The organism is Actinomadura sp. NEAU-AAG7 (assembly GCF_018603865.1).
In the GTDB taxonomy this organism is placed as follows: Bacteria; Actinomycetota; Actinomycetes; order Streptosporangiales; family Streptosporangiaceae; genus Spirillospora; species Spirillospora litoris.
Genome location: NZ_JAHFZY010000007.1, coordinates 307,086 through 328,153, shown reverse-complemented (window position 1 = coordinate 328,153; position 21,068 = coordinate 307,086). Strand labels below are relative to the sequence as shown.

The 21,068-nt window shown below is 74.1% G+C and carries 17 protein-coding genes; 11 read left to right on the top strand and 6 right to left on the bottom strand.

Annotated elements, in window-relative coordinates; translation table 11 throughout:
- Positions 1-119 precede the first annotated feature (119 nt).
- The 5 genes from KLI87_RS30915 to KLI87_RS30895 all read left to right on the top strand — a co-directional run bounded on the left by KLI87_RS30915 (position 120) and on the right by KLI87_RS30895 (position 5,251).
- Positions 120-947 carry an SAM-dependent methyltransferase gene (locus KLI87_RS30915; RefSeq protein ID WP_156218652.1) on the top strand — a complete coding sequence of 276 codons (828 nt, stop codon included), beginning with the start codon at positions 120-122 and terminating at the stop codon, positions 945-947.
- The gene (locus tag KLI87_RS30910) at positions 944-1,942 is read left to right on the top strand and encodes a sugar ABC transporter substrate-binding protein (protein WP_214619876.1); all 999 of its coding nucleotides are present in this window, start codon (positions 944-946) and stop codon (positions 1,940-1,942) included. Before KLI87_RS30915 ends, KLI87_RS30910 begins: the two co-directional genes overlap by 4 nt.
- 7 nt (positions 1,943-1,949) lie before the next feature.
- Positions 1,950-3,413: a sugar ABC transporter ATP-binding protein gene (locus KLI87_RS30905; RefSeq protein ID WP_214619875.1), complete on the top strand. Its 1,464-nt coding sequence runs from the start codon at positions 1,950-1,952 to the stop codon at positions 3,411-3,413.
- Complete coding sequence (locus KLI87_RS30900; RefSeq protein WP_308166325.1) at positions 3,410-4,345, top strand: ABC transporter permease; 936 nt, start codon at positions 3,410-3,412, stop codon at positions 4,343-4,345. The genes KLI87_RS30905 and KLI87_RS30900 overlap by 4 nt, the downstream gene beginning before the upstream one ends.
- Positions 4,346-4,465: 120 nt before the next feature.
- The gene (locus KLI87_RS30895; RefSeq protein WP_214619873.1) at positions 4,466-5,251 is read left to right on the top strand and encodes an SDR family NAD(P)-dependent oxidoreductase; all 786 of its coding nucleotides are present in this window, start codon (positions 4,466-4,468) and stop codon (positions 5,249-5,251) included.
- Between the two features lie 24 nt (positions 5,252-5,275).
- Here KLI87_RS30895 and KLI87_RS30890 read toward each other — a convergent pair whose 3' ends face one another.
- The 6 genes from KLI87_RS30890 to KLI87_RS40540 all read right to left on the bottom strand — a co-directional run bounded on the left by KLI87_RS30890 (position 5,276) and on the right by KLI87_RS40540 (position 13,414).
- Positions 5,276-5,950, bottom strand: a complete 675-nt coding sequence (locus KLI87_RS30890; RefSeq protein WP_156218649.1) for a response regulator — start codon at positions 5,948-5,950, stop codon at positions 5,276-5,278.
- On the bottom strand, positions 5,947-8,505 hold the full coding sequence (locus KLI87_RS30885; protein WP_214619872.1) for a DUF4118 domain-containing protein: 2,559 nt from the start codon (positions 8,503-8,505) through the stop codon (positions 5,947-5,949). Before KLI87_RS30885 ends, KLI87_RS30890 begins: the two co-directional genes overlap by 4 nt.
- A 110-nt stretch (positions 8,506-8,615) precedes the next feature.
- Complete coding sequence (locus KLI87_RS30880) at positions 8,616-9,494, bottom strand: potassium-transporting ATPase subunit C (protein WP_214620069.1); 879 nt, start codon at positions 9,492-9,494, stop codon at positions 8,616-8,618.
- A gap of 7 nt (positions 9,495-9,501) precedes the next feature.
- Positions 9,502-11,658: a potassium-transporting ATPase subunit KdpB gene (gene kdpB, locus KLI87_RS30875; protein ID WP_214619871.1), complete on the bottom strand. Its 2,157-nt coding sequence runs from the start codon at positions 11,656-11,658 to the stop codon at positions 9,502-9,504.
- On the bottom strand, positions 11,658-13,325 hold the full coding sequence (kdpA, locus tag KLI87_RS30870) for a potassium-transporting ATPase subunit KdpA (RefSeq protein ID WP_214619870.1): 1,668 nt from the start codon (positions 13,323-13,325) through the stop codon (positions 11,658-11,660). The genes kdpB and kdpA overlap by 1 nt, the downstream gene beginning before the upstream one ends.
- A complete protein-coding gene (locus KLI87_RS40540; protein WP_156218645.1) occupies positions 13,325-13,414 on the bottom strand; it encodes a K(+)-transporting ATPase subunit F in 90 nt (29 codons plus the stop codon). Before KLI87_RS40540 ends, kdpA begins: the two co-directional genes overlap by 1 nt.
- Positions 13,415-13,824: 410 nt before the next feature.
- Here KLI87_RS40540 and KLI87_RS30860 point away from each other — a divergent pair, with 410 nt between their 5' ends.
- The 6 genes from KLI87_RS30860 (at position 13,825) to KLI87_RS30835 (ending at position 21,003) form a co-directional block, all read left to right on the top strand.
- Positions 13,825-14,748, top strand: coding sequence for a GNAT family N-acetyltransferase (locus KLI87_RS30860; protein ID WP_214619869.1), 924 nt, complete (start codon positions 13,825-13,827; stop codon positions 14,746-14,748).
- 104 nt (positions 14,749-14,852) lie between these two features.
- The gene (locus KLI87_RS30855) at positions 14,853-15,893 is read left to right on the top strand and encodes a Ppx/GppA phosphatase family protein (RefSeq protein ID WP_156218643.1); all 1,041 of its coding nucleotides are present in this window, start codon (positions 14,853-14,855) and stop codon (positions 15,891-15,893) included.
- Between the two features lie 96 nt (positions 15,894-15,989).
- Positions 15,990-16,595 (top strand): flavodoxin family protein, encoded by a 606-nt coding sequence (locus KLI87_RS40535; RefSeq protein ID WP_156218642.1) that lies wholly within the window; start codon positions 15,990-15,992, stop codon positions 16,593-16,595.
- A gap of 696 nt (positions 16,596-17,291) precedes the next feature.
- On the top strand, positions 17,292-18,089 hold the full coding sequence (locus KLI87_RS30845; protein ID WP_156218836.1) for an SDR family oxidoreductase: 798 nt from the start codon (positions 17,292-17,294) through the stop codon (positions 18,087-18,089).
- A 222-nt stretch (positions 18,090-18,311) separates the two neighbouring features.
- On the top strand, positions 18,312-20,204 hold the full coding sequence (locus KLI87_RS30840) for a hypothetical protein (protein WP_214619868.1): 1,893 nt from the start codon (positions 18,312-18,314) through the stop codon (positions 20,202-20,204).
- A gap of 226 nt (positions 20,205-20,430) precedes the next feature.
- Positions 20,431-21,003, top strand: coding sequence for a GH25 family lysozyme (locus KLI87_RS30835; RefSeq protein WP_214619867.1), 573 nt, complete (start codon positions 20,431-20,433; stop codon positions 21,001-21,003).
- Positions 21,004-21,068 lie beyond the last annotated feature (65 nt).

Here is a 21,068-nt window from a genome sequence, read left to right as displayed (position 1 = left end):
TTGTCGTTCCTGGCCGGTTTCATGGTGAATCCGTGGTGAAGATCGCCTATCGCTCGTGAAACGGCGAGAACGCGCGCTTCCGGCGTTATGATCCCTGCGGTGACGATCTTTCGCCCCGCATGCCGCTCCCTGGGGGAGGTGCCGCGTTGACCGAGCCCGGCATCGAGCCGTACACGCCGGACGTGGATACCCCGAATGCTGCCCGAATGTACGATTATTACCTGGGCGGTAAGGACAATTACCCCGCCGACCGCGAGGCCGCCGAGAAGATCATGGCGCTCGGCCCGAGCCGCGACATCTGCGTGGCCAACCGGCGTTTCCTCGGACGCTCCGTCCGGCTGGCGGCCGAGCAGGGCATCCGCCAGTTCCTCGACCTCGGGACGGGCCTGCCCACGCAGGACAACGTCCACGAGGTCGCCAAGAGCGTCGTCCCGGACGCCCATGTGGTCTACGTCGACTACGACCCCGTGGTCCTGACGCACGCGCGGGCGCTGCGGGCGATCGACGACACCACGACCGTCGTCTCCAAGGACATCCGGCGGCCCGGCGAGATCCTCGGGCACCCGGACGTGCGGCGCCTGATCGACTTCTCCGAACCGGTCGCGGTGATGTTCGTGGCGATCCTGCACTGCCTCACCGACGACGAGGACCCGTGGGGCGTCGTCGGTGAGTTCACGGCGCCGCTGGCGCCGGGCAGCCACCTGATCGTCTCCCATCTGACCGACGACGCGCACCCGGAGGAGGGCGCCGCCGCGCGCGAGGTCTACCAGGGCGCGACGGCTCCGCTGGTCCACCGCTCGCACGCGGCCATCTCCCGTTTCTTCACGGGATTCGACCTGGTGGAGCCCGGGGTGACGCAGGTGAACGAATGGCGGCCCGACGGCGAGGCGGACCGCACCCGTCCCGGTGGCGAATGGTTCTACGTGGGAGTCGGACGCAGAAGATGAGAGCGCATCACGCGGTGGCCGCGGCCGCCCTCGGCATGGCGTTGCTGGCGGCGGGCTGTTCCGACCCGAACGACGGGGAGAAGAAGAGCGAGGGGAAGAATGCCAAGCACATCGCGTTCTTCGGGTTCGCCAAGGCCAACTCGTTCACGGTCGCGACGTTCGACGGCGTGAAACAGCAGGCCGGAAAGTCGGGCGCGACGGCGGAGTTCTTCGACTCGGCGTTCGACGCCCAACTCCAGGTGCGGCAGATCCAGGACGCGGTGACCGCGAAGCGCTTCGGCGTGTTCGTCGTGCAGGCCAACGACGGGACGGCGGTTTTCCCCGCCGTCCGCGCGGCCGTGCGGGAGGGCATCGCGGTCGTCGTGCAGTTCACCCCGGTCGGCACCCGGTACGACACCGAGCAGCCGCAGGTGCCCGGCGCGGTCTCGCTGGTCGACGTGCCCGCCCGCAACGGCCGCCGGCTCGGCGAGCTGGGCGCGGCCGCCTGCGCGAGCCGCAAGGCGAAGTCGTGCGAGGTCGCCTACCTGGAGGGCATGAAGACGCTGCCGCTGGACAACGCCCGCACGCAGGCGGTCGTGTCCACGCTCAAGAACTCCCCGGGCGTGAAGGTGCTCCCGACGGTCGAGGGCGGCTACACCAAGGACTCCGGGCGCAAGGCCATGCAGGACGTGCTCCAGGCCCACCCGGACGTGCGGGTCGTGCTCGGCTCGTCGCAGGCGCTGCTCGGCGCCGAGGGCGTCGCCAAGGGCAAGAAGATCCTCTACGTCGGCAACGGCGCGTCGCGCCAGGCGGTCGCGGCCGTCCGTGAGGGCCGCTGGTTCGGCATCCCGTACCTGCCGGTGCGGACGGCGGGCGCCAAGGCCGCCGAGCTGGGCCTCGCGAAGGCGGCCGGGCAGAACGTGCCGGCGGCCGTCGACATGGCCTCGCTCGTGCCGGACGAGGGCAGGCTCACCAAGGCCACGCTCCCCGGCGTCACCGGCGAGTACGACGAGTAGCCGGGGCATGGACGTCGCGCTCGACCGGATCGGCAAGAGCTACGGCGGGACGGCCGTCCTGCGCGAGGTGTCGCTGGACCTGCCCGGCGGGCGGGTCCACGGCGTCGTGGGGGAGAACGGCGCGGGCAAGAGCACGCTCGCGCGGGTGCTGTGCGGGGCGGTCCGTCCGGACTCCGGGCGCGTCACGGTCGACGGCGCGCCCGTCCGGCTCCGGGCGCCCCGGGACGCGCTGCGCCACGGCATCGCGCTCGTCACGCAGGAGGGCGCGATCGTCCCGGGGCTGAGCGTCCTCGACAACGTCTTCCTGGGCACCCCGCACGCCACCCGGAGGCGGGAGCGGTTCGCCGCGCTCCTCGACCGCACCGGCTTCGACCTGCCCGCCGCCGCGCGGGCCGGGGACCTGCCGCTCGTCCAGCGGCAGCGGACCGAGATCCTGCGCGCGCTCGCCCACGGCGCGCGGCTCCTCGTGCTGGACGAGCCGACCGCGCTGCTGCCCCGCACCGACGCCGCGCTGCTGCTCGCCCTCGCCCGCCGCCTCGCCGCCGACGGAACCGGGATCGTGCTCATCTCCCACCGGCTGGAGGAGGTCCTGGACGGCTGCGACACCGTCACCGTCCTGCGCGACGGGCGGCACGTCTCCACCGCGCCCGCCGCCGACCGCACCGCCGGCGGCCTGCTGGAGGAGATCGCCGGACGCCCCGTCGAGACCCGCTACCCCGAGCCGGAGCCCGTCCCCGCCGGCGCGCCGGTGCTCCTGGAGGCCCGGGAGCTGTCCAGGGGCGACGCCGTGCGCGGGGTGTCGTTGCGGGTCAGGGCCGGGGAGATCGTCGGGCTCGCGGGCCTGGTCGGCAGCGGGCGCACCGAGACGCTCCGGCTGCTGTTCGGCGCCGACCGCCGGGACTCCGGCGAGGTGCGCGTCGCCGGACGGCCGCTGCGGGCCCGGGGCGGACCGGCGGCGGCGATCGCGCTCGGCATGGCGCTCGTGCCCGAGTCGCGCGCCGAGCACGGGCTCGTTCTGGTCAGGCCCACCACCGAGAACCTGCGCATGGCCGCGCTGCCGGGCCGCCGCCCCCTGCGCGTCGTGCGTAGGGGCGCCGAGCGGCGCGCCGCCCAGGCCACCGCCGACGGCCTCGGCGTCCGCGGCACCGGCCTCGACCGGCCCGCGTGGACGCTGTCGGGCGGCAACCAGCAGCGCGCGGTCTTCGGCAAGTGGCTCGTCCGCCGCCCCCGCGTCCTGCTCGCCGACGAGCCGACCCGCGGCGTGGACGTCGCCGCCAAGGCCCAGATCCACCGGCTGATCACCGACCTCGCGGCGCGGGGGACGGCGGTGCTCGTCGCCTCCTCGGAGGTCGAGGAGGTGCTCGGGCTCGCGCACCGCGTGCTGGTCATGCGCGGCGGCGCGATCGCGGGGGAGTGCCCGCGCGGCGCGGCGCGCGCCGGGGACGTCCTCGCGCTCGCGGGCCTGCGGTGAGGACGCTCCGCGACCACGGCGTGGTGGTGGCCCTCGCCGCGCTCGTCCTCGCGCTGTCGCTGTCCACCGACACGTTCCTGACCAAGGGCAACCTGGTCAACCTCCTCGACCAGGCCGTCGTCGTCGGGCTGCTGGCCTGCGGCATGACGCTGTGCGTCGTCTGCGGGGTGTTCGACCTCGCCTGCGGCGCCGTCCTCGCGGTGAGCGCGGTCGTCGCCGTCATCGTCACCCGGTCGGCGGGCGTCCCCGCCGGATACGCGGCGGGCGTCGCGACCGGGGCCCTGATGGGGACGGCCACCGGGCTCGCCGTCGTGCTGTCGCGCGTCCACTCCTTCATCGCGACGCTCGCGCTCAGCATCGTCTACCGGGGCCTCGCCGTCGTGATCACCGGCGGCGCCATCGTCTACCCGCGCGCCGCGCAGCTCGACGCGTTCCAGATGATCGGCTGGCCCACCGCGCTCGGCGGGATCACCGCCGCGACCCTCGTGCTCGCGGGCGTCGCCGCCGCGGCCACGGTGCTGCTGTCGGCGACCGCGTTCGGACGGAGCGTCCACGCCGTCGGCGGCAACCCCGAGGCGGCGCGGCTGTCGGGGATCAGGACCGGGCCCGTGCGGGTCGCGGTGTTCGCCGCCAGCGGCGCCTGCGCCGGGACGGCCGGGCTCGTCATGGCCGCCCGGGGCGGCTCCGCCCAGCCCGGCATCGGGAACCTGCTGGAGCTGACCGCGATCGCCGCCGTCGTCCTCGGCGGCACCAGCATCCTCGGCGGCGAGGGCGCGGTGTGGCGCGGCATGGTCGGCGTGCTGATCCTCACGCTCATCTCCAACGGCTTCAACCTGCTCGGCTGGAACCCCACCTACAAGCAGGTCATCGAGGGCCTGCTGATCCTTTCCGCCGTGACCCTCGACCAGGCCCTGCGCCGCCGCGAGACCTGACCTGCCTGCCGGGTGCCGCGCGGCGCCGTGCGCTTGACAAATGGGTGAGCGCTCACTCAGTCTGGAGGCGGGGTGCTCACCCGCGTCCCTTCCCTGTCCGACACCCGCTGAGGAGCCCAGATGTACACCGAACTCGCCGGAGCCGTCGTCGTGGTCACCGGCGGCTCGCGCGGCATCGGCGCCCACACCGCCCGCGCGTTCGCCGCCGAGGGCGCCAAGGTCGCGGTCCTCGGCCGCGACGGCGCGGCGCTGGAGAAGGTCGCCGCCGAAACCGGCGGACTGGGCCTGGTCGCCGACGTGACCGACCTCGCCGCGATCGAGGACGCCCGGCGCCTGGTCGAGGACGAGCTCGGCCCGGTGGGCGTCCTGTGCGCCTTCGCGGGCGGCGGCATCGCCCGGCCGGGGCCCACCGCGTCCATGAGCGAGCAGGAGTGGCGCTCGGTCGTCGACGGCAACCTCACCGCCACGTTCCTCACGCTGAAGAGCTTCCTGCCCGGGATGCAGGAGCGGCGGGCGGGCTCGATCGTCACGATGTCGTCCTCGGCCGGGCGGCTGCCCACCAACCTCCCGGGCGGCGGCGGGCGCGACGCGGGCAACCGCTGGGGCGCGCCGGTCGCCTACGAGGCGGCGAAGGCGGGCGTCCAGGCGCTCACCCGGCACGTCGCCGCCGAGGTCGGGCCGGACGGCGTGCGCGCCAACTGCCTCGCCCCCGCGGCGATCCGCACCGAGCGCACCGCGCGCCACATGCCGCCGGAGGTCCAGGAGGCCGTCGCGGCCGCCCACCCGCTCGGCCGGCTCGGCGAGCCCGCCGACGTCGCGGGCGCCGCGCTGTTCCTCGCGTCCGCGCAGGCGTCCTGGCTGACCGGCCTCACCGTCGACGTCGCGGGCGGCCGGGTCATGCTCTGACCCCCTGGGCCCGCCGGCACGGGCTCAGGGTTCGAAGCGGTAGCCCATGCCCGGCTCGGTGATCAGGTGCCGGGGCCGCGCCGGGTCGGGCTCCAGCTTGCGGCGCAGCTGCGCGAGGTAGACGCGCAGGTAGTTGGTCTCCTTCTCATAGGAGGGCCCCCACACCTCGCGCAGCAGCTGCCGCTGGCTGACCAGCCGCCCGGCGTCGCGGACGAGCAGCTCCAGGATGTGCCACTCGGTCGGCGTCAGCCGGACGTCCGCGCCGTCCCGCTCCACCCGCTTGGCGGCGAGGTCCACGGTGAAGTCCCCGGTCTCCACCACCGGCGCCTCGTCGGCGGGCCGCGCGCGCCGCACGGCCGCGCGCAGCCGCGCCAGCAGCTCGTCCATGCCGAACGGCTTGGTGACGTAGTCGTCGGCGCCGATGTCGAGCGCCGCGACCTTCTCGGCGGAGGCGTGCCGCGCCGACAGCACGATGATCGGCACCCCGGTCCAGCCGCGCAGGCCCCGGATCACCTCGACGCCGTCCATGTCGGGCAGGCCGAGGTCGAGGACCACCACGTCCGGGGGGCGGCGCGCGGCCGCCTCCAGCGCGCTCCTGCCGTCGGGCGCCGCGTCGACCTCGTAGCCGCGCGCCCGCAGGTTGATCCGCAGCGCCCGGACGATCTGCGGCTCGTCCTCGACCAGCAGCACCCGCGTCATCGTCCCTCCCGGGGCTCGGGCGCGGCCGCGGGCGGCAGCGCGAAGACCATGGTCAGGCCGCCGCCCGGGGTGTCCTCGGCGTGCAGCGTCCCGCCCATGGCCTCGGTGAAGCCGCGGGCGACCGCCAGCCCGAGCCCGACCCCGGTGCCCCGGGGCGCGTCGCCGAGCCGCTGGAACGGCGCGAACACGCGCTCCTTCGCCGCGTCGGGCACCCCCGGGCCCCGGTCGGCGACGCGGATCTCGATCCGGCCCGGCCCGCGCCCGAGCCGCAGCTCGCTGCCCGACACCAGCACCGGCTCGCGGCTGTGCCGGACGGCGTTCTCCACCACGTTGGCGAGGGCCCGCTCCAGCAGCCCCGGGTCGGCCTCGACCGGCGGCAGCGCCTCGGGCACGTCGGTCTCGACGCGGTCCCCGGGGACGCCGCGCAGCGCGCCGGGCAGCACCTCCTCCACGCTGACGTGCCGGACGAGCGGGACGACGGCGCCGGTCTGCAACCGGCTCATGTCCAGGAGGTTGCCGATGAGCCCGTCCAGGCGGTCGGCGGACTCCTCGATCGTGGCGAGCAGCTCCGCCTCGTCCTCGGGGGCGAAGTCCACGTCGGCGGCGCGCAGGCTGCTCACGCCCGCCTTGATCGAGGCCAGCGGGGTGCGCAGGTCGTGTGAGACCGCCGCCAGCAGCGCCGTGCGGATCTTGTTGCCCTCGGCCAGCCGCCGGGCCCGCGCCGCCTCCTCGGCCAGCCGCCGCCACTCCAGGACGGCCGCCGCCTGCGAGGCGAACGCCGACAGCACCCGCCGGTCGGCCGCGGGGAGCACCCGTCCGCGCAGCGCGAGCACCGTCTCGCCCTCGCCGCCGGGTTCCGCGCCCTCCGCGACCGGCGCCCGCACCTCCGCGTCCTCGGGACGCCCGCACGGGTCGGGCCCGGTGGCGCCCAGCACGTTCCACCCGCCGTCGTCCCGCTCCAGCAGCGCGGCCGAGGTGACCCCGAACGTCTCCCGGACGCGTTCCAGCAGCGCCGGGAGCGCCCGCTCCCCGCGCAGCACGCTGGAGGCCAGCAGGCCCAGCGTCTCGGCCTCGGCGCTGCTCTGGGCGGCCTGCCGGGTGCGGCGGGCGGCCAGGTCCACCACCGACGACACCGCCACCGCGACCCCGATGAAGATCGCCAGCGCGAGCGCGTTCTGCGCGTCGGCGATCGTCAGCGTGTGGAAGGGCGGGGTGAAGAACCAGTTCGCGAGCAGGCTGCCCAGCACCGCCGCCGCCACCGCGGGCCACAGCCCGCCCGCCAGCGCGACCCCGACGGTCAGCGCCAGGTAGAGCAGGATGTCGGTGACCAGCCCGAAGTGCCCGAAGCCGCTCGACAGCAGGGCGGTCAGCAGCGGCGGGCCGAGCGCCGACAGCGCCCAGCCGGCGGCCCTGCGGCGGGGGCTCAGCGCCGACCCGGCCGTCCGCGCGATCCCGCGCCCCTTGCCGACGTGCTCGTGGGTGACGATGTGGACGTCGAGGTCCCCGGCGTCCCGGCTGACGGTCGCGCCGACGCCGGGCCCGAGCACCGCCTGCCACGCCGGGCGGCGGCTCGACCCGAGCACGAGCTGGGTGGCGTTGACGCCGCGCGCGAACTCCAGCAGCGCCCGCGCGACCTGGTCGCCGACGACCTGGTGGTAGGTCCCGCCCAGGCTCTCCAGCAGCGCGCGCTGGCCCGCCAGCGTCCGCGGCGAGCCCTCGCTGAGGCCGTCGCTGCGCACCACCCGGACGGCGAGCAGGTCGGCGTGCCCGGCGCGGGCGGCGAGCCGCGCGGCGCGGCGGACGAGCGTCTCGCCCTCCGGGCCGCCGGTGAGCGCCACCACGATCCGCTCCCGCGCCTCCCACCGCTCGGTGATGTCGTGCTGGTCGCGGTAGCGGGCCAGGCCCTCGTCCACCCGGTCGGCCACCCACAGCAGCGCCAGCTCCCGCAGCGCGGCGAGGTTGCCCGCCCGGAAGTAGTGGGCGAGCGCCGCGTCGACCCGTCCGGGCGCGTAGACGTTGCCGTGCGCGAGGCGGCGGCGCAGCGCCTCGGGCGTCATGTCGACCAGCTCGACCTGGTCGGCGCGGCGCACGACGGCGTCGGGGACGGTCTCGCGCTGCCGGACCCCGGTGATCCGCTCGACCACGTCGTTCAGCGACTCCAGGTGCTGGATGTTGACGGTGGAGATCACGTCGATGCCCGCGTCCAGCAGCTCCTGGATGTCCTGCCAGCGCTTGGCGTTGCGGCAGCCGGGGACGTTGGTGTGCGCCAGCTCGTCCACCAGCGCGATCTCGGGTCGGCGGGCGAGCACGGCGTCCAGGTCCATCTCGGTGAACGCCGCGCCCCGGTAGAGGCGCTCGTGCCGGGGGACGACCTCCAGACCGCCGAGCTGCTCGGCGGTGTGCGGCCGCCCGTGCGTCTCGGCGAGGCCGACGACGACGTCGGCGCCCCGCCCGGCGCGCCGCCGCCCCTCGTTCAGCATCGCGTAGGTCTTGCCGACCCCCGGCGCCGCGCCCAGGTAGACGCGCCACGTACCCCGCGTGCCCCGCGTGCCCATCCCGGGCCCACCTCCCCCGCCGGGGCCCTCCCCGGTTTCCGGCCTGGCGAAATCTAGCAAAGCGCCAACAGGACCCCTCATCACGACATATCCCGCACGGGCCGGACGACTCAGGACCCGACGCCGCGGTCGAGCTCCAGGTTGAGCCGCACCACGTTCACCACCGGCTCGCCCATGAACCCGAGCGCCCGTCCGGTCCGGTTGTGCCGGACCGCCTCCAGCACCCGCTCCACCGGCACGCCGCGCGCCCGCGCCACCCGGGGCGCCTGGAGCCGCGCGTACGCGGGGCTGATGTGGGGATCGAGGCCGCTCCCGCTCGCGGTGACCGCGTCGGCGGGCACCCGGGGCCTGGACGGCGCGCCGCCCCGCACCGGGACGGTCAGCCCGGCGGCGAGGTCCTCGCCCGGCCTGGCGCACTCGACCCGGACGCCGTGGTACTCGCGGACGAACGGCACCGCCGGGCACGCCTGGTCGGCGCTCACCACCCGCGCCGGATGCCGGACGGTCCCGTCGGCGGCGCGCGCGCCGAACACCTTCAGCACCGCGCCCACGCCCTCCGGCGTGCAGAACGGGCGGGCGCCGCTCACGCCCTCCAGGTCGCCGACCGCCTTGCTGCGCGCGCAGACCTGGGTGAGCAGGCTCGGCGCCCCCTCGACGCCGGGCGCCGGGAGCGTGTCCACGACGTCCTCGGGGCCGAGGTTGCTCGCGGACGACGCGGTCGGGTCGTAGCCGTCGCCCGCGTTGGACGGACGGCTCTGGAAGTAGCGCGGGATCGGGTTCCCGTCCCTGTCGGTGAACGACTGGCCGATGAGGCGGCTGCCCGCCGTGCGGCCGCCGGGCGCGCTCACGAGCGAGCCGCCGGCCCGGTCCTCCAGACCGGGAAGCTGCGCGACCGCGAACACGGCCAGCGGGTAGGCGACCCCGCACACGGCGGTCAGGACGAGCAGCGCCCGCACCGCCGCCAGGTGCCCGCGGATCCAGGTGGGCATACGCATGTCAGGACATCCCCGGAAGAAATTGAATGAACAGGTCGATGAGCTTGATGCCGATGAACGGCGCGACGATCCCGCCGAGCCCGTAGACGGCCAGGTTGCGCGACAGCAGCGCGGACGCCCCGCCCGGCCGGTACCGCACGCCGCGCAGCGCCAGCGGGATCAGCGCGACGATGACCAGCGCGTTGAACACGACCGCCGACAGGATCGCCGACTGCGGGCTGTGCAGCCGCATGACGTTGAGCGCGTCCAGGCCGGGGAACAGCGTCAGGAACAGCGCCGGGATGATCGCGAAGTACTTGGCGATGTCGTTGGCGATGGAGAACGTGGTCAGCGCGCCGCGCGTGATCAGGAGCTGCTTGCCGATCCCGACGATCTCGATGAGCTTGGTCGGGTCGGAGTCCAGGTCGACCATGTTCCCGGCCTCCTTGGCGGCCGAGGTGCCGGTGTTCATCGCGACCCCGACGTCGGCCTGCGCGAGCGCGGGCGCGTCGTTGGTGCCGTCCCCGGTCATCGCGACGAGCCGGCCGCCCTCCTGCTCCCGCTTGATCAGCGCGAGCTTGTCCTCCGGAGTCGCCTCGGCGAGGAAGTCGTCCACCCCGGCCTCGTCGGCGATGGCCTTCGCGGTCAGCGGGTTGTCGCCGGTGATCATCACGGTGCGGATGCCCATCGCCCGCATCTCCGCGAACCGCTCCGCCATCCCCTGCTTGACGACGTCCTTGAGGTGGATCACCCCGAGGACCCGCGTCCCGGACGGGCCGGACTCGCCCACCACCAGCGGCGTCCCGCCCGAGGAGGAGATCTCCTCGACGGCGCGGCCCAGCCCCGGCGGGACGTCCCCGCCCCGCTCGCGCGCCCACGCCGCGACCGCGCTCGCCGCGCCCTTGCGCAGCCGGCGGCCGGGCAGGTCGACGCCCGACATCCGGGTCCGCGCGGTGAAGGGGACCCATTCCGCGCCGTCCAGTTCGCCGGGCGTGCGCTCGCGCAGCCCGTGCAGCCGTTTGGCCAGCACCACGACCGAGCGCCCCTCGGGCGTCTCGTCGGCGAGGCTGGCGAGCTGCGCCGCGTCCGCCAGTTCCCGCTCGGCCACGCCGCCCAGCGGCAGGAACGCCGCCGCCTGCCGGTCGCCGAGCGTGATCGTGCCGGTCTTGTCCAGCAGCAGCGTGTCGACGTCGCCCGCCGCCTCGACCGCGCGCCCGCTCATCGCGAGCACGTTCCGCTGGACGAGCCGGTCCATGCCCGCGATGCCGATCGCGCTCAGCAGCGCGCCGATCGTCGTCGGGATCAGGCACACCAGCAGCGACACCAGCACGATCCCGGTGATCCCGCCGGAATCCAGCGCCAGGCCGCCCGGCACGCCCGGGTCGGCGCCCATGGAGTAGATCGCCATCGGCTGGAGCGTCGCGACCGCCAGCACGAAGATGATCGTCAGCGCGGCGAGCAGGATGTTGAGCGCGATCTCGTTCGGCGTCCGCTGCCGGCTCGACCCCTCCACCAGCGAGATCATCCGGTCGATGAAGCTCTCGCCCGGCCGCTGCGTGACCTCGACGACGATCCGGTCCGACAGCACCCGCGTCCCGCCGGTCACCGCGCTGCGGTCGCCGCCGGACTCGCGGATCACCGGCGCCGACTCGCCGGTGATCGCCGACTCGTCCACGCTGGCGATGCCCTCGACGACGTCCCCGTCCGCCGGGACGGTCTCCCCGGCCTCGACGACGACGTGGTCGCCCTGCCGCAGCTCGGGCGCGGGCACGGTCTCCTCCCGCGGGTCCGGCCCGCCGGGCCGCCAGCCGGTGAGGCGGCGGGCCACCATGTCGCGCTTGGCGCGGCGGAGCGTCTCGGCCTGCGCCCTGCCGCGCCCTTCCGCGACCGCCTCCGCCAGGTTCGCGAAGACCACCGTCAGCCACAGCCAGCCGACCGCCAGCCAGCCGAACCAGCTCGGCCGGACGGACGCCAGCACCGTGGACCACGCCGCGCCGACCTCCACGATCAGCATCACCGGGTTGCGCCACAGCGTGCGGGGGTCGAGCTTGCGGAGCGCGTCCGGCAGCGCGGCCGCCAGCACGCCGGGGCCGAGGAGCCCGCGCCGGGCGCCGCCGGGCCTCCCGCCGGGGGAGGGGGTGCGTGCGGGCGTCCGCGCGGCCCGCGTCTGGAGGGACATCAGTGGACTCCTTCGGCCAGCGGTCCGAGCGCCAGCACGGGCAGGAAGGTGAGGGCGACGAGGACGACCGTGACGCCGGCGACCATGCCGACGAACTGCGGCCGGTGGGTGGGCAGCGTGCCGTCCGACTCGGGCGTGTGCCCCTGCCGGGCCAGCGACCCGGCCAGCGCGAGCACGAAGACGATCGGCAGGAAGCGCCCGACCGCCATGCACAGGCCGAGGGCCGTGTCGTACCAGACCGTGTTGACGGTGAGCCCGGCGAACGCCGACCCGTTGTTGTTGGACGCCGAGGTGAACGCGTAGAGCACCTCGCTGAGGCCGTGCGGGCCGGAGTTCAGCATCCCCGCGCGGCCGTGCCCGGTGGCGGCGGCGGCGCCCGTCCCGGCCAGCACCAGAGCCGGCATGACGAGGAAGTACAGCGACGCCAGCTTGATCTCGCGGGCGCCGATCTTCTTGCCCAGGTACTCGGGGGTGCGGCCCACCATCAGCCCGGCGACGAACACCGTGATCACGGCGAGCACCAGCATCCCGTACAGCCCGGAGCCGACCCCGCCGGGCGCGACCTCGCCGAGCAGCATGTTCAGCATCGTCATCATCCCGCCGAGGCTCGTGTAGGAGTCGTGGAAGGAGTCCACGGCGCCGGTCGAGGTCAGCGTGGTCACGGCGGCGAACACCGCCGAGTCCAGGACGCCGAACCGCGCCTCGGTGCCCTCCGTCGCGGCGCCGACCGCGGTCGGAACGGTCCCGTGGTGCACGGCCTGGAGCGTCATCGTCAGCGCGACGCTGACCAGCGCCAGCAGGCCCATCACCGCCGCGATCGCGTAGCCCTGGCGCGGCTGGCGCACCATCCGGCCGAACGTGCGGGTCAGCGCGAACGGGATCAGCAGGATCAGCAGCATCTCCAGCCAGTTCGTCCAGGACGTCGGGTTCTCGAACGGATGCGCCGAGTTGGCGTTGAAGAACCCGCCGCCGTTGGTGCCCAGCTCCTTGATCGCCTCCTGGCTCGCGACCGGCCCGCCCGGCAGGGTCTGCGACCCGCCCGTGACCGTCGTCACCGTGTGGTCGGCCGGATCCTGGAGGTTCTGCACGACCCCGCCCGCCACCAGCGCGACCGCGCCGAGGAAGGCGACGGGGAGGAGGATCCGCAGCGTCCCCCGCACCAGGTCGACCCAGAAGTTGCCGAGGCCCTCCGTCCGGCGGCGCGCGAACCCGCGCATCAGCGCGACCGCGACCGCCATGCCGACCGCCGCCGACACGAAGTTCTGCACCGCGAGCCCGGTCATCTGCACGAGGTGGCCCATGGTCGACTCGCCCGAGTACGACTGCCAGTTGGTGTTGGTGACGAAGCTGACCGCCGTGTTCCATGCCTGGTCGGGCTTGACCGGGTCCATTCCGAGGCTCAGCAGCAGGCGGTTCTGGAGCCGCTGGAACCCGTACAGGAACAGGACGCCGACCACCGAGAACGCGAGGACGGCGCGCGCGTACACGCCCCACCGCTGGTCGGCGTCGGGCCTGACGCCGACCAGCCGGTAGATCCACCGCTCCACGCGCGTGTGCCGCGTACCGGAGTAGACCCGGTACATGTAGTCGCCCAGCGGCCTGTGGGTCAGGACGAGGGCGAGCACGAGGGATCCGAGGAACAGGACCCCCGCAGTCGTCGAACTCACTAGAGACGCTCCGGGAACAGAAGGGCCGCGACGAGCAGGACGGTCACCAGGACGGCCAGCACCAGGCCGACCGTGTTCTGCGCGGTCACAGCCGCTCGACCGCCTTCACGACCAGCGCGAACAGGGCGAACAGCGCCACCGTCAGCAGGACGAACGCCAGATCGGACATCTCTCGCTTCCCTTGTCGAAGGACCGCCCCGCCGTCCGGAAGGGCGCCAGATGAGTAGAACTCCCGGTCAGGGGTGATTTGAGGTGTCTTGACGGCTTCTTAGCGCCGGACGGGCCGGGCTTAACGCGTCCCTAACGCGCCCCTAACGCGGAGGGCCGGCGCGCCGGGTACCCACCCGGCCGGGCGCGCGCAACCCCTATTTTTCATTGAATGATCATCTATGAATCCACCGAAGAATGGACCTCTTGACCGGAGGTCCAAGCAATGGAAGGGTATTGACAACGCGATGGCGAAAGCGCTTCATATGGTGATGAAAGCGGGGTCGGCTCGTTGGCGGATTCGACACGGCAGATCACGGTGCGGGCGGCCTCGGATGCGGACCTGCCGCAGATCAGCGCCCTTTGCGAACGGGAACTCCAGCTCGACCGGGCGGCGGCGGGATACCCCGCCCTGCTGATGCGCCGGCCCCGGTCCGTGGTGGTCGCCACCTGCGGCGAAGCGCTGCTGGGCGCGGCATTCGGCTCGGTGACGCGCTCGCCCGCCCCCGACGGGGTCATCGACCTGCTCGCCGTCGACGGCTCGGCCCGGCGCGCGGGAATAGCGCGCCGCCTCGTCGCGCATCTCGAAGCGGAGTTCCTGGGCCGGGGCTGTGCGGCGATCACCGTGCAGGGGAACTCCCCCTGCTATCTCTGGCCCGGAGTCGATCTTCGTTATACCCCCGCGATCGGCTTCTTCGAGGCGCTGGGATTCTCCCGCAGGCACTGCTTCGTCAACATGGACGTCGACCTATTCGAGGCCCCGCTCGACACCGCCGAGGACGAGAAACGGCTGGCCGACTCCGGAATCCGCGTCCAGCGCGCCCGGCCCGAGGACAAGGCCGCCCTCCAGGCGTGGGTCGGCTCGGGCGTCGGAGGCGCGGAGGAGGCCTGGGTGGAGGAGATCGAGGTCACGCTGGACAACCCGGAGGCGGGCTGCCTCGTGGCGACCCACCGGGAGGAGGTCATCGGCTTCGTCGCCTACGGCCTCAACCAGCTTCACATCGTCGGCCCGCTGGCCGTGGACCCGGCCCACCGCCGCGCGGGCCTCGGAACGGTCCTGATGAAGCGGTGCCTGGCCGAGCAGCGGGACCGGCTGGGCCTGCGCACCGCCGAGATCGGCTGGGCGGGCCCCGTCGGCCTGTTCTCCAAGACCCTCACGGCCACCATCAACCGGGCCTTCTGGCAGTACACCAGGCCCCTCGCCGCCACCCCTTAGCGCGGCGCCCCATGGGCTCGACGACACCCATGGGGAACGGGACGAACACGGTGCGTCGTGCCGAGAACGGCAATGAAACGGACTTATGTGGGTAAAGCGTCGGCATGCGAATCGGTGTGCTGGACGTGGGTTCGAATTCCGCCCATCTCAAGGTGATGGACCTCAAGGTGGGCGCGCCGCCGGCGCCGGTGACGACGGTCAAGCGTCCGACCAGGCTGGCCGAGGCGGTCGACGCCGAGGGGAGGGTGGCGCGGGAGGCGATGGAGCGGCTGGTCCTGTCGGTGGGCGAGGCCGTGTACGCCGCCGCCGAGCACGGCGTCGAGGAACTGGTCGCGTTCGCGACGTCGGCGGTGCGGGACGCGGCGAACCAGCGGGAGATCGTCGACGAGGTCGCGGCGGCGACCGGGGTGCGGCTCGGCTTCCTGTCCGGCCGGGACGAGGCGCGGCTGACGTTCCTCGCCGCCCGCGCCTGGTACGGGTGGTCGGGCGGGCGGCTGCTGCTGGCCGACATCGGTGGCGGATCGCTGGAGATCGCCCACGGGGAGGGCCAGGAGCCGGCGCTGGCGGTGTCGCTGCCGCTCGGCGCGGGCCGGCTCACCCGCGCGCACCTGCCGGGGGACCCGCCCTCCCGCAAGCACGTGCGCCGGCTGCGCCGCCGGGTGTACGAGCGGCTGTCCGAGACGTCCGCCCGGGTGCTCGCCGGGCTGGACGACGAGCGGCCGGTGCGTCCGGTGGCGACGTCCAAGACCTTCACCCAGCTCGCGCGGCTGACCGGGGCGCCCCGGCGCAAGGACGGCCCGTACACGCGGCGGGTGCTGGAGTTGGAGCGGCTCCGCGAGCAGATCCCCGTCCTGGCGTCCAAGCGCGCCGCCGCCCGCGCGAAGCTGCCCGGGGTGTCCCGGCCCCGGGCGCCGCAGATCCTGGCGGGCGCGATCGTCGCCGAGGCGCTCATGACGACCCTGGAGATCGACCGGGTCGACATCTGCCCGTGGGCGATCCGCGAGGGCCTGATCATCCGGCGCCTGCAGGCGATGTCGGATCCGGCGGCGGCCGACGCCGAGACCGCGCGCCTCACCCAGGCAGTCCCCGCCGTCGCGTCGCGGGGCCGCTCGCCGCTGCGCGCGGTCCCCGTGCTCACCGCCTGACCGTTCCACGGGCGCCCCTCCCGCCCCCGACGTTTCGCGGCGGTGGCCCGGGTACTTCGCCGGGGACCGATCCACCGGACCCGAAGGAGGGCGCCGATGCGCGCCGTAGTGATCAACTGCACCCTGAAGCGCTCACCGGCGACCTCCAACACCCACGCGCTCGCTTCGGTGGTGGAGGAGGCGCTGCGGGCGAGGGGGGTCACGGTGGAGACCGTCCGGGCCGTGGACCTGGACATCCCGCCGGGCGTGGAGACCGACCTCGGCGACGGGGACCCGTGGCCCGCCGTGCACAAGTCGCTGCTGGAGTCGGAGATCCTGATCCTCGCCTCGCCGACGTGGGCGGGACAGCCGTCCTCGGTCGCCCAGCGGGTCATCGAGCGGATGGACGCGATGCTGTCGGAGACCGACGACGCCGGCCGCCCCGTCGCCTTCAACCGGGTCGCCGGGGTGATCGTCACCGGGAACGAGGACGGCGCCCACCACGTGATCAACAACCTGAGCGGCGCGCTGAACGAGTTCGGCTACACGATCCCGGGCCAGGCGTGGACGTACTGGAACCGGGGCCCCGGGCCGGGCCCGACCTACCTGGAGAGCGAGGAGGGCAAGGACTGGTCGCACAGCACCGGGCGGGCCATGGCCTCCAACCTGGTGGCCGCCGCCACGGCGCTGGCCGCGAACCCGATCCCCGCGCCGCCCTCCTGACCCCTGCCCCCTGATCTCTGGCCGTCGGCACCGCCCCGCTCGCCGCTGACGAGGACCTGCGGGGCGGTGCCCTTGATCCGGGTGCGGAGCCACTTGCGGCGCGTCTCCGCCGCCTCGCGGCATTCGCCGACGACGTCGAGCAGCCCCGCGTCCCAGGCGGTCCGATCTCCGCCTCCCGCGCAGCCGAAAAGGCCCTGCGGCCCGAGCCGTCCGTGGTTGACGCGGTCGGAGGCGCGCCGCGCCCCGCACGCCGACGATCCGGTCGTCGTGCACGGCGACGTCCATCCCGCAGCCGTTCGAGCACAGCACGCACGCCGACCGAACCCACTCGACCTCGTCCTCGGAGATCCCCGCGTGGAGGTACTGGTCGACCCGGACCGGCCATGGCGAGCCTGATCCGCCCGGGGTCCTCGTCCCCCAGACGTCGTCGACGCGGTCCGTCGATGCGGCCGGTGTGTCGTGCACGGGCCCTCCTGCTGTCGCGGTCGGCGCGCGGCCCCACCTACCCGGCGCCCGGTCGGTGTGAAACGGCCGCGCGAACGTTAAGGCTCGTGGCAGACGGGAATGGCCGGACGAGCCGCCACCGACGGCGGCCCGCTCGCGGAGGACCCCCGCGGCGGCAGCGACTTCATGCGAGGTGACCACGTGACCAGCCCGTCGGGCCAGAGCCAGCCGTATCCGGGTGAGACGTCGAAGATGGATCCGCGTCCGCGCGACGAGATGCGCGGCTACGAGGGGCGCGGCCTGCTCGCGGGACGGCGGGCGCTGATCACCGGTGGAGACTCCGGCATCGGACGCGCGGTCGCGGTCGCGTTCGCCAAGGAGGGCGCCGACGTCGCGATCACCTACCTGGAGGAGGACGAGGACGCCCGGCACACCGCTGGCCTGGTCGAGGCCGAGGGCCGGCGCTGCCCGACCTTCGGCGGCGACCTGGCCGAGGAGCGGCACGCCCGCGACGTCGTCCGGCGCGCGGCGGAGGAGCTCGGCGGCCTGGACGTCCTGGTCCTGCACCACGGCACCCAGCGGCCGGTCGAGGACGTCCGCGAGATCGGCACCGACCAGCTCGACCGCACCTTCCGCGTGAACGTGCACAGCCTCTTCTGGACCGTCCAGGAGGCCCTCGACCACCTGCCGGACGACGGCTCCATCGTCGTCACCGGATCGATCAACGGGCTGCGCGGCAACACCAGCCTGATCGACTACTCGGCCAGCAAGGCGGCCGCGATGACCTTCGCGCAGTGCATGGCCCAGTCGCTCGTGGAACGCGGCATCCGGGTCAACATCGTCTCCCCGGGCCCGGTCTGGACCCCGCTCATCCCGGCCACCTTCGACGAGGACCGCGTCGAGGGCTTCGGCGAGCAGGCCCCCATGGGCCGCGCCGCCGACCCGGACGAGATCGCCCCCTCCTACGTCTTCTTCGCCAGCAGCCGGCTGTCCTCCTACTACACGGGCCAGAACCTCGTCCCCGCCGGAGGGGAGATCCACCCCGGCTGACCGGTCTCCGGGTTCGGCGCAGCGGCCGGGCGACATCTCCCTTGCCCACCGGCCACCCGTCCCGGTCACCTCGGGTGTCAGGGATCCGCGCGGCGAGATCTTCGTGATTAGGGGACGGGACGGGCGCGGCCCGGCATCATCGGTGTCAGTGAGCGCACGCGCGCTCGCACCACGTGACCGTCCGGCGGGGCGTCCGCCCGCCAAACAGGAGGGACCCTTCCCATGACCGCCCCCGCCGCCGCCGTTCGGGCCGATCGCTTCGCGCGGTTGTGGATGCGAGGTGAGCTGCACAGCAGTCCCACCGACCCGGTCGGAGCCGTGGTCACCCACCTGACGGAGGAGTTCGACGCGGCGGACGTCACGTTCCGGCCGTGGAAGCCCGCCAAGGGAGCCGCCGACCGGTCCATGGCGACGACGGCGTCCTGGCGCGACCCGGACGCGGGCCTGGTGGTCGCCGCTCTGGTGGTGGGGGAGCGGGCCGGGCCGGACGAGCCGGACAGGGTGGAGTGGGGGTGCAGCGCCTACGCCGACCACGGCTGGAGCGGCGCCGCCGACTCGCCCGCCGCGACGCTCGCGCTGGCCGGCGCGGGCGTGCGCGATCCGAGCGGGGTGCCGGTGTTCGCCGGTCCGGTCATCGCCGCCGACGCCCCGAACTGGACGGAGCTGGAGACCAGCGAGATCGGGGCGAGCGAGATGCCGGGCTCCCCACCGCTCGGCCGCCTGATCGTCATGGCCACCGCGGACGACCACGAGCGGCTGACCCGAGCGCTCGCCGATCCGGCACGCACCACCGGGGTGCTGATCACCGCCGCGCCCGGACCCGCCGGCCCCACCCCCGACGAGCTGGCCGCCACGGTCTGGCCCGGGCTGTGCACGGTGGTGGTGGCCTCCGCCCGCGCGCGCAAGTCGCTGGCCCGCAGGCTGCCCCAGCGCCCGGTCCCGGTGGGCGGCGCGCGGTGGTTCGCGCCCGCCACACGGGCCGGGGACGCGGCGCGCGACGTGGTCTTCTCCAAGGCCGCGCTGCGGCGGCCCGGCTGGTCGGAGCCGCTGTTCGCGAACTGCGCCACGGCCTGCGTCCGGCACGCCCCCACCGGCCCGGCCGCCGAGGCCGCGGCCCTCCTGGACGAGCACCCCCTGCTGCGCAGGCTCGCCGCCCCCGGGGACGCGGCCGTCCCCGCGCGACCACCGGCGCTGCCCGTCCCGCGCCTGCCAGAGCCCGACCCGCCGAAGCCGGCGCCCCCGAAGCCGCCCGCGGTGCCCGAGCCGTCCGGGCAGGCGGAGCCGGCCGGCGCCAAGGCCGAACTCGCGCGGCTGCGCGAGGCCCACCAGCGGCTGTGCGAGCAGCACCGGCAACTGCGCGACAAGCACCAGCGCACGTGCACCCAGGTGACCTCGCTCGACGAGCAACTCCAGCAGACCCGCCCGCAGCTGAACCTGCTCGCCGACCTCACCGCCGAGAACGACACCCTGCTGGCCGAGAACCAGCGCCTGTCCGCCGAGCGCGACACGGCCGTCCGCGAGCGCGGGATCCTCGCGCACCGGCTGGCCGCCCTCACCCGCGCCGGGCAGGCCGGCCCGGACGCCGCCGTCGTCACCGACACCGTCCCCGGCAGCATGCGCGAACTGCTGGCCCAGGCCGCCGACCAGTACCCGCTGCTGGACTTCACCCGGCTCGACCCCGACCCGAGCGACCGGCTCGACCACCACCCCAAGGCCGACGGCTGGCGCCGCAAACTCGCCGACGCGTTCACCTCGCTCCACCACTACGCGACCGCGAAACGCCGCTGCCTGGACAACGGCAGGCCCCCCGGCCCCGACCTCGCGACCTTCTACGCCTTCCTCACGTCCGGGCATCCGGGCGCGCTCATCAGCGCCCACATCATCGCGATGAGCGAGTCGGACATGTCCGAGCGCAACCACCGCTACCGCCAGGCCCGCACCTTCCCCGTCGACCCGAGCACCGACCCGTCCGGCCGCGCGTTCATGGGCGCCCACATCAAACTCGACACGCTGGCCCCGGCGCCCCGCGTCCATTTCCTGGACGTCCTGGCCGACCGGGCGAAGATCCACATCGGGTACGTCGGCGAGCACCTCCCCAGCGCCCGCACGAACTAGCCGGTGTTCATCCGAGTCAAGGCCCAGGGCACTCGCCTCCGGCGTCGTCGCCGCTCAGCAACGCGCCCAGGTGGCGGTTGCGGCCACTTCGAAACGTGCTCTGCCCCCAGGGCCCCTTGATGTGGCCGTGCCGAGTCGGCTTTGTCGCCCAGCGGCACGTTCGCGCCCGGATCGTGGAGGAACGCGTAGTGGACGGGGTCGGCGTGAGAGCCGAAAGGTGGTCGTCGTGCTGCACGGCATCGACGTCTCGTCCCACAACCCCTCCTTCGAGGCCGAGGGGTTGGACTTTGTGATCGTCAAGGCGACCGAGGGTCGCTCCTACACCAACCCCCTCCGGGCCGAGCAGCCCGCGCGGGCCCGCCGCGCGGGCTGCGTGGTGGGCTTCTACCACTTCCTGCTCGGCCGCCGGGGGCTGAGCCCGGCCCGGATCACGGCGCAGGCCCGCTACTTCGTCGAGCACTGCGGTGCCGAGCGCGGGGACATCCTGGCCCTGGACTGGGAGACCGACCCGAAGGGCCGGCTCGCCACCAGCGCCCAGAAGGACAAGTTCCTGCAAGAGGTGAGCAGGCTGCGTCCCGGCCACCGGCTGGTCCTCTACGTCAACCGCGACCTGTGGACCAGGAAGAGCACCGGCGACCACAAGGCCGACGGCCTCTGGATCGCCGACTACCGCAAGGCCGGACATCCGCTCATCCACGACGAATGGCGCTTCCACCAGTACACCTCCGAACCGCTCGACAAGAACGTCGCCGACTTCGAGAACCAGGACGCGCTCAAGAAATGGGCCTCGACCGCCTAGCGTCCCCGAAGGCCGGCAATACGAGGAACTCCGACGCCTGAGCGTCGGAGTTCTTCTTGTGAGCG

What these genes read in the sequence shown, in the direction of transcription:
- kdpB (WP_214619871.1), bottom strand. Translation starts at nt 11,658, where the DNA reads ATGTCCCTCCAGACGCGGGCCGCGCGGACGCCCGCACGCACCCCCTCC.
- KLI87_RS30885 (WP_214619872.1), bottom strand. Translation starts at nt 8,505, where the DNA reads ATGGGCACGCGGGGCACGCGGGGTACGTGGCGCGTCTACCTGGGCGCG.
- KLI87_RS30895 (WP_214619873.1), top strand. Translation starts at nt 4,466, where the DNA reads ATGTACACCGAACTCGCCGGAGCCGTCGTCGTGGTCACCGGCGGCTCG.
- KLI87_RS30890 (WP_156218649.1), bottom strand. Translation starts at nt 5,950, where the DNA reads ATGACGCGGGTGCTGCTGGTCGAGGACGAGCCGCAGATCGTCCGGGCG.
- KLI87_RS30915 (WP_156218652.1), top strand. Translation starts at nt 120, where the DNA reads ATGCCGCTCCCTGGGGGAGGTGCCGCGTTGACCGAGCCCGGCATCGAG.
- KLI87_RS30855 (WP_156218643.1), top strand. Translation starts at nt 14,853, where the DNA reads ATGCGAATCGGTGTGCTGGACGTGGGTTCGAATTCCGCCCATCTCAAG.
- KLI87_RS40535 (WP_156218642.1), top strand. Translation starts at nt 15,990, where the DNA reads ATGCGCGCCGTAGTGATCAACTGCACCCTGAAGCGCTCACCGGCGACC.
- KLI87_RS30845 (WP_156218836.1), top strand. Translation starts at nt 17,292, where the DNA reads ATGGATCCGCGTCCGCGCGACGAGATGCGCGGCTACGAGGGGCGCGGC.
- KLI87_RS30880 (WP_214620069.1), bottom strand. Translation starts at nt 9,494, where the DNA reads ATGCCCACCTGGATCCGCGGGCACCTGGCGGCGGTGCGGGCGCTGCTC.
- KLI87_RS30910 (WP_214619876.1), top strand. Translation starts at nt 944, where the DNA reads ATGAGAGCGCATCACGCGGTGGCCGCGGCCGCCCTCGGCATGGCGTTG.
- KLI87_RS30905 (WP_214619875.1), top strand. Translation starts at nt 1,950, where the DNA reads ATGGACGTCGCGCTCGACCGGATCGGCAAGAGCTACGGCGGGACGGCC.
- KLI87_RS30840 (WP_214619868.1), top strand. Translation starts at nt 18,312, where the DNA reads ATGACCGCCCCCGCCGCCGCCGTTCGGGCCGATCGCTTCGCGCGGTTG.